Here is a 13,538-nt window from a genome sequence, read left to right as displayed (position 1 = left end):
CCCCGTGTGCACAACTGAAAGAGGGCCGGATTATCCGCGTTTTCGTTGGATTTCCACGCCAACGGCCGCCGCATCGGGAACGATATCCAGCTTTTCGACCCGCACGCGGACGTCGCGCGCATCGGCCGGCGTCAGGCAAATTTGCGCCACGCGCTCGGCCAGCGTCTCCACCAGATTGATATGCCCGGCATCGACGAAGGCGCGGATGTGGTCGATCAGGAAATCGTAGCGCACGACTTCGCCGATTTTATCGTCGGCGATCGGGTGATCGACGACGGCGAGCTCGATATTGATCCGCACGCGCTGGCGATTGCCGGTCTTCTCGCGACGGAACACCCCGATATTCGCTTGCAGCACCAGATCGCGGATCAGCAGCAGACGCGTGCTCATTCGTCGAGACCCGCTTTGCCCGCCGGGCTCCAATTCAAATGCTGGCCGCCATCCAGCGCCAGCATCTGGCCGGTGAAGGACGGGCTCGCCAGAATGAAGCGCAACCCCGCCGCCATTTCGTCGAGCGTGGCGCCGCGCTTCAGCGGCACGGAGGCGACTTGGGCGTCGAACTGCGTCTGGCTTTGGCGCGGGCTGGGCAAGGTCGGGCCCGGGCCGATCGCGGCGACGCGCACGCGCGGGGCCAGCGCCAGCGCCAAAGTTTGCGTCAGCGTCCACAGCCCGGCCTTCGACAGCGTATAGCTGACGAAATGCGGGGTGAGATTCCACACGCGCTGATCCAGCAGATTGATCGCGACACCTTCCGCGTTCGCCGGTAAGCGCCGCGCGAGTTCCTGGATCAGCACGAAGGGCGCGCGCAAATTCGCTTCGAGATGCGCGTCCCAGCTGGCGCGCGTCGCGTCGCCGATCTCGTCGCGTTCGAACAGCGAGGCGTTGTTGACCACGACGCCCAGCGGCCCGAGCACTTCCTGCGCCGCGTTTGCGAGATTCTGAACGTCGGATTCCTTGGCGAGGTCGGCTTGCAGCGCCACGCCGCCGATTTCGCGCGCCAACGCTTCGGCTTCCGTGCGGCTGGTCGAATAATGGATCGCGACCTTGAAGCCGTCTTGCGCCAGCGTACGCGCGAAAACGGCGCCCAGGCGCTTGGCCGCACCGGTGACGAGGGCGGTCCGGGGGATGGCGGGGGAAATCATGCGCCGGAATTAGCCGCTGGCAGCGATGCGCGCAACTGCCAAACGCCGATCAGGATCGCGGGGATCGTCGCCAGCGCGTAGGCGCTCGCGTAACTGCCCGTCGCCAGCACGATCCCGGTGAAGGCGGAGGGCAGGATCGCCACGCCGCCGAAGGTGAACAAGCCGCTCGCCCCCACGATCTCGCCCGCGCGGGCGGGACCCACCAGACGCGCGACCTCGCCCAGGAACACGCCGTTCCAAGCCATCGCCGTGCCGCCGAAACACGCGGCGAACAGCGTCAAGACGGGAAGCGGCAGATGCCCCGCGCCGAACGCGATGATCACGCCGAACACGCCCATCGCGATGCCAAGCCAGCCGATCACCTGCGCCGGTTTGCCGGTGCGATCGGCGACGATACCCCAGACGATGCGTCCGACCGCCCCCATCGTCAGCGCCACGGCCAGCACGAAACCGGCGGTGACGATATCGAGAGCCGCGGCTTCGATCAGGAACACGATGGTGAAGGTCGACATCACGCCTTGCAGCCCGCCATAGGCGACCGACAGGATCGACAGGCGGCGCAGATCGCGATCGGTCAGCAATGTGCGCATCGGCTGGATCAACGCCGCGCGCAACGACGGGGCGCGCGCGATCAACGCGCCTTCGTCCATCTTCCGGCGCAAGGGCGCCACGGCCAGCGCCATCGCCAGCACCAAGGCGCCCGCGACGGCGCAGGCTTCGCGCCAGCCCAGTGCCAAAGCGAGCGACGGCAACGCCGCCGCCGCCAGCATATTGCCGGCGGGCACGCCGGTTTGCTTGATCGAGAAAATCAGATTGCGATACCGGTCCGCGCCGGTGCGCGACAGGATCACCGACGAGGCCGGCGTCGTCGGCCCGTAGCCCAACGCCGCGAAGATTCCCGCCAGCACGAAGCCCCAGACCGTGCCGATGGCGATCGCGAACAGCGACAGTGCCGAAAACACCAGGCAAAGCTGACTCGTTCCCATCGCGCCGAAACGCTGCAGCCAAGCGCCCGACGTCGCCGTCACGATCGCGGACAGCGCGTAGACATAGGCGACGTAGATGCCGACGAAAGCGGGCGGCAGGCCCAGCGCGTCGGTCGCCAAGGGCGCGATCACGGGGCCGGACAAGCCCGCACCCGACACCGCGGCTTGAATGGCGAAGGTGACCGCGACGATCGCGACGATGCCGTTCACTTCCGCGCACCGCCCCGTTGCGGGCGGCGCGCGCGGCCTTTGCGCGAATTGACGGCCCCGGCGGTGGAACGCGGCTTGGGCGCGCCCGGCCCGGCCTTATAGGACGCTTGCGCGGCTTCCGAAACGCCCGACGGCAGTTCCAGTTCGAAGGATTCGAGACGCTTGATCTCGTCGCGCAGGCGCGCGGCTTCTTCGAATTCCAGATCGGCGGCGGCTTCGCGCATGCGCGCTTCCAGGTCGCTGATATGGGCGCGCAGATTATTGCCGACGAGATGCGCCACACCGTCGTCGCCGGTATCGACCGTCACGCGGTCGCGCTCGTAGACCGAGGCGAGCACGTCGCCGATCTTCTTGCGGATGCTTTCGGGCGTGATGCCGTTGGCTTCGTTGTAGGCGACTTGCTTCGCGCGGCGGCGCTCGGTTTCGGCCAACGCCGCCTTCAGCGAATCGGTCATCTTGTCGGCGTAGAGCAACACGCGCCCGTCGACATTGCGCGCCGCGCGGCCAATTGTTTGAATCAAAGATGTCCGCGAACGCAGATAGCCTTCCTTGTCGGCGTCCAGAATGGCCACCAGCGCGCATTCGGGAATGTCGAGGCCTTCGCGCAGCAGGTTGATGCCGACCAGCACGTCGAAGGCACCCAGGCGCAGGTCGCGGATGATCTCGATGCGCTCCAGCGTTTCGACGTCGGAATGCAGATAGCGTACGCGCACGCCGTTCTCGTGCAGATATTCGGTCAGATCCTCGGCCATACGCTTGGTCAGCGTGGTGACGAGGGCGCGCATGCCTTTGCGCGCCACTTCGCGCAACTCGCCCAGCAGATCGTCGACCTGGCGTTCGGTCGGGCGGATCTCGCAAGTCGGGTCGATCAGCCCGGTCGGGCGGATGACCTGTTCGACGAACACGCCGCCGGTGCGCTCCAATTCCCAATTGCCCGGTGTCGCCGACACGAACAGCGATTGCGGGCGCATCGCATCCCATTCCTCGAATTTGAGGGGGCGATTGTCGATGCAGGACGGCAGCCGGAAGCCGAATTCCGCCAGCGTCGATTTGCGCATGTAGTCGCCTTTGAACATGCCGCCGATCTGCGGCACCATCACATGGCTTTCATCGACGAACAGCAGCGCGTTCTTGGGCAGATACTCGAACAGCGTGGGCGGCGGCTCGCCGGGTTTGCGGCCCGTGAGGTACCGCGAATAGTTTTCGATGCCCGCACACGAGCCCGTCGCGGCCATCATCTCGATATCGAACGTCGTGCGCTGTTCGATGCGCTGCGCTTCCAGCAGCTTGCCCGCTTTGTTGAGTTCGGCGAGGCGGTCTTTGAGGTCGATCTTGATCTGGCTGATCGCCTGATCGAGTGTGGGCTGCGGCGTCACGTAGTGCGAATTGGCGTAGAGCTTGGCTTCCTTCAGCTCCGCCTTCTTCTCGCCCGTCAGCGGATCGAATTCCCAGATCGCCTCGATCTCGTCGCCGAACAGCGACACGCGCCAGGCGCGATCCTCGTAGTGGGCGGGGAAAATCTCCACGCCGTCGCCGCGCGCGCGGAACGTGCCGCGCGCGAAGGCGGCTTCGTTGCGCTTGTAGTGCAGCTTCACCAATTCGCGCAGCAGGTCGTTGCGGTCCAGGCGCTGACCCTGCTTGATCGTCAGCGTCATCGACGAATAGGTTTCGACCGAGCCGATACCGTAGATGCACGACACCGACGCTACCACGATCGTATCGGGCCGTTCGAGCAAAGCGCGCGTTGCCGAATGGCGCATGCGGTCGATCTGCTCGTTGATCGAGCTTTCCTTCTCGATATACGTGTCGGTGCGCGGCACATAGGCTTCTGGCTGGTAATAGTCGTAATAGCTGACGAAATATTCGACCGCGTTGTTGGGGAAGAAGCTTTTGAACTCCCCGTATAACTGCGCGGCCAGCGTCTTGTTCGGCGCCAGGATCAGCGCCGGGCGCTGCAAATTCTGGATGACATGCGCCATCGTGAAGGTCTTGCCGGAGCCGGTGACGCCCAGCAGAACCTGATCGCGATCGCCCTTCAGCAAGCCGTCGGTGATCTGCCCGATCGCTTGCGGCTGATCGCCCGCCGGCTTGAAATCGGATACGACTTCCAGCCGCGTGCCCATCCCGCCCGTTTCGCCCGCGAGCGGCGGGGCGGGGTTGATCGTGTAGTCGGGCGGCGGGGCGGAGATTTTCTGGATCGGCATTTTCATAGACGGCATGGGGCCCGGGGAATGTAACCCCCGGGCCGCGCCGGTCAACGTGTCGTTTTCTACAAGCTGACCTGCGCGCCGATTTCGACCACGCGCCCCGCCGGAATGCGGAAATAATCGGTGGCGCCGACGGCGTTGCGCGACAGGAACATGAAAATCTTGCGCTGCCAGCCCGGCAGGGACCCGCGCTCGGCGGCGGTCAGTGCGCGGCGCGACAGCACGAACGAGGTCGTCATCACGTCGAAATCGATTCCGTGGCCCGAAAGTTCGGCCAGCGCCTTGGGTACGTCGGGCGCCTCCATGAAGCCGAAATTCAGCGTGACCGAAGCGAAACGGTCGTCGAGGATTTTGACCTTCGCGCGATCGGCGGGCGCGACGCGCGGAATCGACGCAGTCGCCACGGTCAAGATCACCACGCGCGCATGCAGCGATTTGAAATGCTTCAGCGTGTGCAGCAGCGCGACCGGAGCGGCGTCGGGGTTGCCGGTCAAATAGACGGCCGTGCCCGGCGCGGTCAGCGGCGGGCGCTCGCGCATCGAACGCATCAGCGTGTCGAGCGGCAGCGAGGCTTCCTTGTCCTTCGCGGCGAGCACCGCCGTGCCGCGCATCCAGGTGCGCATGATCGCGACCAGCGCAACGGCGACCAGCAGCGGCACGAAACCGCCTTCCAGAACCTTGGTCATATTGGCCCCCAGGAAAATCGCGTCGACCGCGAGGAAAGGCAGGAACACCGCGGCGGCGGCCCAAAGCGGCCAGCGCCACAGCCCGCGCGCCACGACGAAGGCGAGCAGTACCGTCACGATCATCGTGCCGGTCACCGCGATTCCGTAGGCGGCGGCAAGCCCCGAGGACGAGCGGAAGGCGAGGACCAGCGCGATCACGCCGGCGAGCAGCAGCCCGTTCACCAGCGGCATGTAGATCTGGCCTTCCAGCGATTCCGACGTGTGGCGCACATCCATGCGCGGCAGAAGTTTGAGCTGGATCGCCTGGCGCGTGATCGAATAGGCGCCGGTGATCACGGCTTGGCTGGCGATGATCGTCGCGGCGGTGGCGATCGCCACGACCGGGATCAGCGCCCATTCGGGATACATCAGGAAGAAGGGATTCGCGGCGGCTTGCGGGTCGCGCAGCACCAAGGCGCCCTGGCCGAAATAATTCAGCGCCAAGGCCGGGAACACGACGCTCGACCACGCGAAGCGGATCGGCCCGCGTCCGAAATGGCCCAGATCGGCGTAGAGCGCCTCCGCGCCCGTCACTGCCAGGAACGCGGCCCCCAGAATGGCGAAGGCGACGATCGGGCCTTCCTTGGCGAAGGCGACCGCGTGGCGCGGATCGAGGGCGGCGAGGATCGCGGGCTCGGCGGCGATGGATACGATCCCGCCGATCGTCAGCACCGCGAACCACACCAGCGTGATCGGGCCGAACCAGCCCGCTACGGCCGCCGTGCCGTGGCTTTGCGCGGCGAATAGCAGCACGATGATCGCGAGCGTGATCGGCACGACGTAAGGCTCGAAAGCCGGCGTCACCAGATTCAAGCCTTCGATCGCCGACAGCACCGAGATCGCCGGCGTGATCATCGCGTCGCCGTAGAACAAGGCGGCGCCCAGCGCGCCGAGGATCACGAGCCCCGAGGCCGCGCGCGGGCCCGACACGCGTTTGGCCAGCGCCAGCAGCGACAGCGTGCCGCCTTCGCCCGCATTGTCCGCGCGCAGCAACAGCACGACGTATTTCAGCGTGACGATGAAACTCAGCGCCCAGAAGATGAGCGAGACCGCACCCAGCGGCCCCGCCGTATGGCCGCCGACGGCGAGCGTTTCGCGCAGCGCGTAAATCGGCGAGGTGCCGATATCGCCGTAGACGACGCCGATCGAGCCGAGCGACAGCGCGAGGAAACCGGTTTTGGGTGAAACGGAAGCGGACGCGGACATGGTTGAACCTGCCTTGGGGTGAAGTGGCGGGTTCACCCTCGCGCCGATGCGCATAAAGCCGCGATGGGGATGCAAGGGCATCCGCATAAGGAACGCGTAAAGACGATGGACTCGCGGCCCCCAACCGGGCGAAATCCCCCGATGAAGCGTATCGTCGGATACTCGATCCTTTACGTGGCGCTTGCGGCCCTGGCGGCGTTCGCGGCGGACGACGCGTTGCCGCCGGCGAGCGTGCCCATGTTGTTCCTGGTCGCGGTCATCGCGGCGGCTGCGCAGTTGGGCCTGCGCGCCGGGATCGGAACGGCGCTGCTCGGTTTCGTCGTGTGCAATTTCCTGTTCGTCGAACCGCGCTACACGCTGCGCGTCGATCACGCGCATGACGCGCTGGCCTTGGGTGTGTTGCTAATCGCGGGGGCGGCGACCGGCTTGCTCGCGGGGCGCGCGCGCGAACAAGCCAATCGCGCCCAGTCGCGCGCGTCGATGCTGGCCGAACTCGCCGCTTTCGCCGAGGAAGTCGGGCGCGCGCGCGATGCCGCCGGAATACGCGCGCGTGCGCTTGCGCATCTTTCGGCGGCGGGGGCCGATCCGGTGCTGCTGCTCGAACGCGACGGCCGCTTGGAAGTGCAAAATGCGGCGACATTGACCGCCGACGATCTTGCCGCCGCCGAGCGCGTCCATCGCCGGCATGTAACGCAAGAAGGGGCGGCGCGCGGCTGGGCGGGCAGCCGCTTCGATTTCGTGCCGATCCACGGCGGCGCGCTGGGTGCGCGCGCGGATTCCGCCGGCGGCGCCATGCTCGCCGCGATCGCCGCCCAGGCCGATGCCGCGATCGATCGCTTGGCGCTGGCGGGCGAGGCCGAGCGCGAGAAACTGCGCGCGGCGTTGCTGTCCTCGCTTTCGCATGATCTGCGCACGCCGTTGGCGACGATCCGCGGGGCGGCGTCCACCTTGCGCGAATTGGGCGAAAAGCTGCCGCATGCCGCACGCTTCGATCTTGCCGTCGCGATCGACGAGGAAGCGGCACGCCTCGCCCGCCATGTCGACAATCTTTTACAGATGACGCGGCTGCGCGCGGGCCTCGATCTGCGCCCCGATTGGATCGACGCCAACGACGTGGCGCATGGCGCCGTCGCGCGGGCGCGTCGCGCGTTTCCGGATCGGACGATAAATTTGAATCCCGATCCGGCGCATCCGCTGGTCAAGGCCGATGCGACATTGCTGGAGCAAGCCGTGTTCAATTTGATCGACAACGCGGCGAAGTTTTCGCGCGATGCCGTGCGCGTCGTCGTGCGCGGCGACGGCGAAGGTCTGGTCTTCCGGGTCGACGATTCCGGCCCTGGCATCGTGCCGGGCGATCTCGCCCATGTGTTCGAACCGTTTTTCCGCAGCCCCGGCACGGGTGCGGACGGCACGGGGCTGGGCCTCGCCATCGTCGCCGGGATCGCGCGCGCCTTGGGCGGCGATGCGTCCGCGGCGAGCCCGGGAGCGGATGGGGCCGCGACCAGCGTGACGATCCGCCTGCCGCAAGCGAGAATGCCCTCCGTATGAACGCGCAGGCGCATATCCTGGTCGTCGACGACGAAGCGCAGATCCAGCGTTTCCTCGGCCATGCGCTGACCGCGTCGGGCTATACGGTCGCGGCGGCGCTGGACGGCAAGGCGGCGCTGAAGCTGTTCGCGAGCGGCGGCTTCGATCTCGCCATCGTCGATCTGGGCCTGCCCGGAATCGACGGTCTGACCGTGATCGGCCAGATCCGCCAGACATCCGATCTGCCGATCATCGTGCTGTCGGCCAACGACACCGAGGATCGCAAGATCGAAGCGCTCGACATGGGCGCCGACGATTTCGTCGGCAAGCCTTTCGGTATCGGCGAATTGCTCGCGCGCGTGCGGGCGTGTTTACGCAAACGCCCGGGCAACGCCGCGGCGCAGGAACGGCTGGAAGTGGGCGGGATCGCGCTCGACCTCGCCGCACACAAGGCGATGCGCGATGGCGAAACGCTGCGCCTCACGCCCAAGGAATTCGAGCTGCTCGCCTTGCTGATGGCGAATGCGGATCGCGTGATGACCCACCGCCAAATCCTGGAACGGATTTGGGGCAAGGCGCATGTCGAAGACGTCGCCTATTTGCGCGTCTTCGTCGGCCAGTTGCGCCAGAAAATCGAAGCGATCCCGGCCGAGCCCAAGCGGATCGTGACCGAGCCGGGGATCGGCTATCGCTTCATGGCGGCGTGAATCCTGTCCAGCCTGTGGACCGGGCGTCACGCCACGTTCCAAATCGGGGCGGAAGGCCTTGTTCCGGGACAATTTGCGCCGTTTGGGCGTTGCCTCGGGCGGCCCAGGGGACTAGGTTTCGCCGGTCTTTTTTTCCAAGCTAGGAGCCTCGAGTCCGATGTCGATCGTCGCCGACCGTCTGCAGCGCGTGAAGCCTTCGCCCACCATCGCCGTCACCATGAAGGCGGCGGAGCTGAAAGCGGCGGGCAAAGACGTGATCGGCCTGGGGGCGGGCGAGCCCGATTTCGATACGCCGGCGAATATCAAGGCCGCCGCGAAGGCCGCGATCGACAAGGGCGACACGAAATACACGGCCGTCGACGGCACGGCCGCGCTGAAGAAGGCGGTCGCCGCCAAGTTCAAGCGCGAGAACGATCTCGACTACGCGCCGAACCAGATCAGCGTGGGCACCGGCGGCAAGCAGGTGCTCTACAACGCGCTGATGGCGACGTTGAACCCGGGCGACGAAGTGATCATCCCGGCGCCGTACTGGGTTTCGTATCCCGACATGGTGATCCTCGCCGACGGCAAGCCGGTCGAAGTCGCGTGCTCGGAAAACCAGGGCTTCAAGCTGACGCCGGAGGCTTTGGCCGCCGCGATCACGCCCAAGACCAAGTGGCTGATGCTCAACTCGCCGTCGAACCCGACGGGTGCGGCATACACGCGCGAAGATCTGCGCGCCTTGGCCGACGTGCTGCTCAAGCATCCGAACGTCTGGATCATGACGGACGACATGTACGAGCATCTCGTCTACGACGATTTCAAGTTCACCACGATCGCGCAGGTCGAGCCCAAGCTCTACGACCGCACGCTGACCGTGAACGGCGTGTCGAAATCCTATTGCATGACCGGCTGGCGCATTGGCTATGCCGGGGGCCCCGCACCGCTGATCAAGGCGATGGCGGCGATCCAGTCGCAATCGACGTCGAACCCCAGCTCGATCAGCCAGGCCGCCGCGGTCGAAGCGCTGAACGGCCCGCAGGATTTCATCCCGGCCAATAACAAGGTGTTCAAGGAACGCCGCGACCTGGTCGTGAAGATGCTGAACGAGGCGAAGGGCCTGCGTTGCCCGATGCCCGAAGGCGCCTTCTACGTGTTCCCGTCTTGCGCCGGCACGATCGGCAAGCGCACGCCGCAAGGCAAAATCATCGAAACCGACACCGATTTCGTGACCTATCTGCTGGAAAGCGTTGGCGTCGCGGTCGTGCAGGGCTCGGCCTTCGGCCTTGCCCCGTATTTCCGCATCTCCTACGCGACCGCGACGGAAACGCTGCGCGACGCTTGCACCCGCATCCAAAAAGCCTGCGCGGCGCTGACGTGAGGATCGTCTTCGTCGGGGCGGGGGGCGTCGGGGGCTATTTCGGCGCCAAGCTCGCGCAAGCAGGCGCGGAAGTCTCGCTCGTCGCACGCGGGGCCCATCTCGACGCGATCAAGCGCCAGGGCGGGTTGAAGATCGTGACCGCCGCGGGGGAATCGCTTGCCCCCGTGCGCGCGTCCGACGATCCTTCCAAACTCGGCCCCGCCGATCTGATCGGTATCGCGACGAAGCTGTGGGACACCGAAAGCGTCATCGGCCAGATCGCACCGTTGATGACGCCGGCGACGCGCGTCGTGTCGTTCCAAAACGGCATCGAAGCGCCCGACATGTTGCGCGAGGCGTTCGGCGCCGAGCGCGTGCTGGGCGGGATCGCGCAAATCTCGACGGTGATTTCGGAGCCGGGCACGATCAAGCAGACCGGCGCTTTCGCGCGATTGACCATCGGCACGTTCGGGCCGACGCAAGATCCGGTCGCGGTCAAGTTCGCCGATCTCGCCAAATCGACCGGCGTGGACGTGGCGCTCAGCCCCGATATCTCGCGCTCGATCTGGGAGAAATTCGTCTTCCTCGCCTCGTTCGCGGCGATCACGGCGGTCACGCGCCTGCCCAAGGGCGGCGTGTGGTCGCGCGAGGAAACGCGCGCGCTGTTCCGCGCGTTGGTCGCCGAGGCGGTGGAGCTCGCCCGCGCCGAAGGCATCGCGTTCGGCGACGATCAGATCGACAAGGTCATCGCCAATGTCGAGGGCATGCCCGACGGCATGAAGGCGTCGATGCTGCACGATCTGGAAAAAGGCGGGCGGCTGGAATTGCCCTGGCTGTCGGGGGCCGTCGTGCGCCGCAGCCGCGCCAAGGGCATGGCGGCGTTGAGCCACGCTTTCGTCGTCGCCGCTTTGGCGCCGTATGCCGAAGGGCGGCCGTCGTTCCGGTAGGATAGCGCCATGTTTCTGCGCGAGATCGACACGCTGCTGCGCAAACACGATCCGCGCTGGCGCACGGGCCTGCTGATCATTTTTCTGATCGCCTGCGTGCAGTCGATCGCGGTGGTCACGCGGCCTTTGCCGATCAACGCGCTGGTCACACCGCCGCCGCCCGATTCCTGGTGGGGCCAGGTCGAGGCCTGGGCGCTGGCCACGCCGTTCGGCAGCATCGACCGCGTCTGGTTCTACGTGGCGCTGGTCTTCGTCGCCGAAGCGGTGGTGCTGTCCTTCTTCCTGCTATCCGAATACCGGACCTCGCGTTTGTCGGAACGCATCATCCGCTCGATCCGCGGCTCGATCGCGTTGAACTTGCTGCGCGGGCCCTATCAAAAACTGTCGAAGATGGGGGCGGGCGGCGTGCTCGCCGCCGCGTCGGGCGACGTGGAAGCGGTGCAGCGTTTGCTGCGCGAAGCGCTGGTGCATGCGGGTGTGGCCGTGTTGCAGCTCGGCCTGATGCTGACGATCATCTTCTTCGTCGAGAAATGGCTATTTTACATTCTGGCGATCGAGATCGCGATTCTGGCGGGCGCCATCGCGCTCTACGCCAATTGGCGCAAGAAGAAGTACCTGATCAAGATGGCGCTGGATCAGGGCTATCTCGGCTATCTCGCGTCGCTCTATTCCAAGAATCTCGATCTGCGCTTCACGGGGCTGGGCTCGGCCTATCTCGTGCGCTTGCTCACGACCGCGCGCAAGCTGATGGGCCTGAATCTGCTGCTGTGGCGCCGCCACGGCACCTATCACGGCATCATCGAATTCGTGATCGGTATGTCGGCGGCGATCTGCCTCGTGCTGCTGATCGTCACGTCGAAGGACGGCCCGCCGCCGATCGGCAAGTTCCTGGTCTTCGCCTATTACACGATGCTGATCTTCCCGAATTTGAGCCGCATCGGCGAAGCCTGGCCGATGATCAACGACGCGCGGCTCGCGTTGCAGCGCATTTCGGCCTCGACCGACGGGCTTGACGCCGTGACGGCGGAAAAGGGCGCGCGCGCGCCCGCGACCTGGGGCGAGATCCGCTTCGAGGACGTGTCGCTGCTGTCCGATCGCGGCGAAGTTTTGCTGCAACCCTTCAGCTTCACGATCCGGCCGGGCGACAAGATCGGCCTGTTCGGCGATTCGGGGGCGGGCAAAACGACCGTGCTGTTCCTGTTGCTGGGCATGCATCGGCCCAGTTCCGGCCGCGTGACCATCGACGGGCGCGACGTGACCACGTTGTCGCTGACCGACCGCAAGCGGTTGTTCTTCTTCGGCCGCGCCTCGACCGCCTTCGTGCAAGGCACGGTCGCCGACAATATCGCGATCCATCGCGTTCTCGACCGCGAGACCTGGGATCGCACGCTGGACCGCGTGAAGATGGACAAGCGCGTCGCCGCTGAGCCCGAGGGCGTGAACATGGCCATGGGCGACAAGGGCGAGCCGTTTTCGGGCGGCGAGCAGCAGCGCGTGGCCTTCGCGCGCGCGTTGTTGACCGACGCGCCCTGTTTGATTTTGGACGAAACGCTGGCCTCGCTCGACGAGGATACCGAGATGTTCATGCTCGGCCGTCTGCTCGACGAATACGCCGAGAAAACGGTGATCTGCGTTTCCCACCGCAAGCACGTCGCCACGCTGTTCACGCGGATGATCCGCGTGCGGCGCGGCGGCATCGTCGAAATGATCGAAACGCCCAAAGAAACGGGAGCGACCCTATGACCGACGCCTTCGCCAACGCCCAAGCCCTGTGGACCGCGCGCCTTGCGGGCAAGCGCATTTCCGGCTGGCCCGGCGGCGCGCCCGGCACGCCCGCCAACGTCTATGCGATCCACGACGCGGCCGCGCGCATCTCCGGCAAGCCCATCACCGGCTGGAAGGTCGCCAATATCACGCCGCAGCAGCAGAAGGGCAGCGGCATCGGCCGCCCGGTCTGCGCGCCCCTGATGGCCGAATGGTCGCAACCTTCGCCGGGCAAGTTTCCGCGCGCCGCGTTCACCGACGCGTTCATGGTCGAATGCGAATTCGCGTTCGAACTCGGCGTGGATATTCCGCCGCGCGCGACGCCCTATACCCGCGCCGAAATCGTCGCGCGCATCGCCAGCGTGCGTCCGGCGATCGAATTCATCGACAAGCGCGTCGTGCCGGCGGTGCCTGTCGAAGCTTTCTCCGATTTCATGGCGAGCGGCGGTTTCGTGTTCGGCAAGCCGGTGACGCCCGGCGGCGATCTCAATTTCGGCGCGTCGGAAATCGTGCTGACGATCGACGGCAAGGAAGCCGCGCGCGGGACCGGGGCCGCGATCAAGGGCGATCCGCTGCTCGCGGTCGTCGATCTCGCCAACGCGCCGCCGCCCTGGACGAATTTGCGCGCGGGCCAGATCGTCACGACCGGGTCGTGCACGGGCGTCGTAAAAATTCCGGGCCCCTGCACCATCAAGGCCGATCATGGGCCCTTGGGGAGCGTTGAAGTCGCCTTCGTTTGACGCCTATGCTGATACCGCATGGCGGCGCTGATCCGGTG

Annotated in this window: 11 protein-coding genes; 6 read left to right on the top strand and 5 right to left on the bottom strand. The window is 66.0% G+C overall.

Annotated elements, in window-relative coordinates; genetic code table 11:
- Positions 1 to 30 precede the first annotated feature (30 nt).
- The 5 genes from J0H39_15895 to J0H39_15875 all read right to left on the bottom strand — a co-directional run bounded on the left by J0H39_15895 (position 31) and on the right by J0H39_15875 (position 6,476).
- Positions 31 to 390 (bottom strand): dihydroneopterin aldolase, encoded by a 360-nt coding sequence (locus J0H39_15895; GenBank protein MBN9498237.1) that lies wholly within the window; start codon positions 388 to 390, stop codon positions 31 to 33.
- Positions 387 to 1,142: an SDR family oxidoreductase gene (locus tag J0H39_15890; protein MBN9498236.1), complete on the bottom strand. Its 756-nt coding sequence runs from the start codon at positions 1,140 to 1,142 to the stop codon at positions 387 to 389. Before J0H39_15890 ends, J0H39_15895 begins: the two co-directional genes overlap by 4 nt.
- Entirely contained in the window at positions 1,139 to 2,338 is a 1,200-nt protein-coding gene (locus J0H39_15885; protein MBN9498235.1) for an MFS transporter, read from the bottom strand. Before J0H39_15885 ends, J0H39_15890 begins: the two co-directional genes overlap by 4 nt.
- Positions 2,335 to 4,461, bottom strand: a complete 2,127-nt coding sequence (gene uvrB, locus J0H39_15880) for an excinuclease ABC subunit UvrB (protein MBN9498234.1) — start codon at positions 4,459 to 4,461, stop codon at positions 2,335 to 2,337. Before uvrB ends, J0H39_15885 begins: the two co-directional genes overlap by 4 nt.
- A gap of 146 nt (positions 4,462 to 4,607) precedes the next feature.
- Positions 4,608 to 6,476 carry a potassium transporter Kup gene (locus tag J0H39_15875; protein ID MBN9498233.1) on the bottom strand — a complete coding sequence of 623 codons (1,869 nt, stop codon included), beginning with the start codon at positions 6,474 to 6,476 and terminating at the stop codon, positions 4,608 to 4,610.
- Between the two features lie 141 nt (positions 6,477 to 6,617).
- Here J0H39_15875 and J0H39_15870 point away from each other — a divergent pair, with 141 nt between their 5' ends.
- From J0H39_15870 to J0H39_15845, 6 genes are all read left to right on the top strand, one after another.
- Positions 6,618 to 8,024: a DUF4118 domain-containing protein gene (locus J0H39_15870; GenBank protein ID MBN9498232.1), complete on the top strand. Its 1,407-nt coding sequence runs from the start codon at positions 6,618 to 6,620 to the stop codon at positions 8,022 to 8,024.
- Positions 8,021 to 8,710: a response regulator transcription factor gene (locus J0H39_15865; protein ID MBN9498231.1), complete on the top strand. Its 690-nt coding sequence runs from the start codon at positions 8,021 to 8,023 to the stop codon at positions 8,708 to 8,710. The genes J0H39_15870 and J0H39_15865 overlap by 4 nt, the downstream gene beginning before the upstream one ends.
- 157 nt (positions 8,711 to 8,867) lie before the next feature.
- Positions 8,868 to 10,070: an aspartate transaminase gene (locus tag J0H39_15860; GenBank protein ID MBN9498230.1), complete on the top strand. Its 1,203-nt coding sequence runs from the start codon at positions 8,868 to 8,870 to the stop codon at positions 10,068 to 10,070.
- Positions 10,067 to 10,996: a 2-dehydropantoate 2-reductase gene (locus J0H39_15855; GenBank protein MBN9498229.1), complete on the top strand. Its 930-nt coding sequence runs from the start codon at positions 10,067 to 10,069 to the stop codon at positions 10,994 to 10,996. Before J0H39_15860 ends, J0H39_15855 begins: the two co-directional genes overlap by 4 nt.
- A 9-nt stretch (positions 10,997 to 11,005) precedes the next feature.
- Positions 11,006 to 12,739, top strand: coding sequence for an ABC transporter ATP-binding protein (locus J0H39_15850; protein MBN9498228.1), 1,734 nt, complete (start codon positions 11,006 to 11,008; stop codon positions 12,737 to 12,739).
- Positions 12,736 to 13,500 carry a hypothetical protein gene (locus tag J0H39_15845; GenBank protein ID MBN9498227.1) on the top strand — a complete coding sequence of 255 codons (765 nt, stop codon included), beginning with the start codon at positions 12,736 to 12,738 and terminating at the stop codon, positions 13,498 to 13,500. Before J0H39_15850 ends, J0H39_15845 begins: the two co-directional genes overlap by 4 nt.
- The last annotated feature ends 38 nt before the right edge of the window (positions 13,501 to 13,538 follow it).

The sequence above is a fragment of the Alphaproteobacteria bacterium genome (assembly GCA_017308135.1).
Taxonomy (GTDB): domain Bacteria; phylum Pseudomonadota; class Alphaproteobacteria; order CACIAM-22H2; family CACIAM-22H2; genus Tagaea.
Note: the sequence above shows the minus strand (reverse complement) of the source record. Positions and strands in the feature narration are given on the sequence as shown.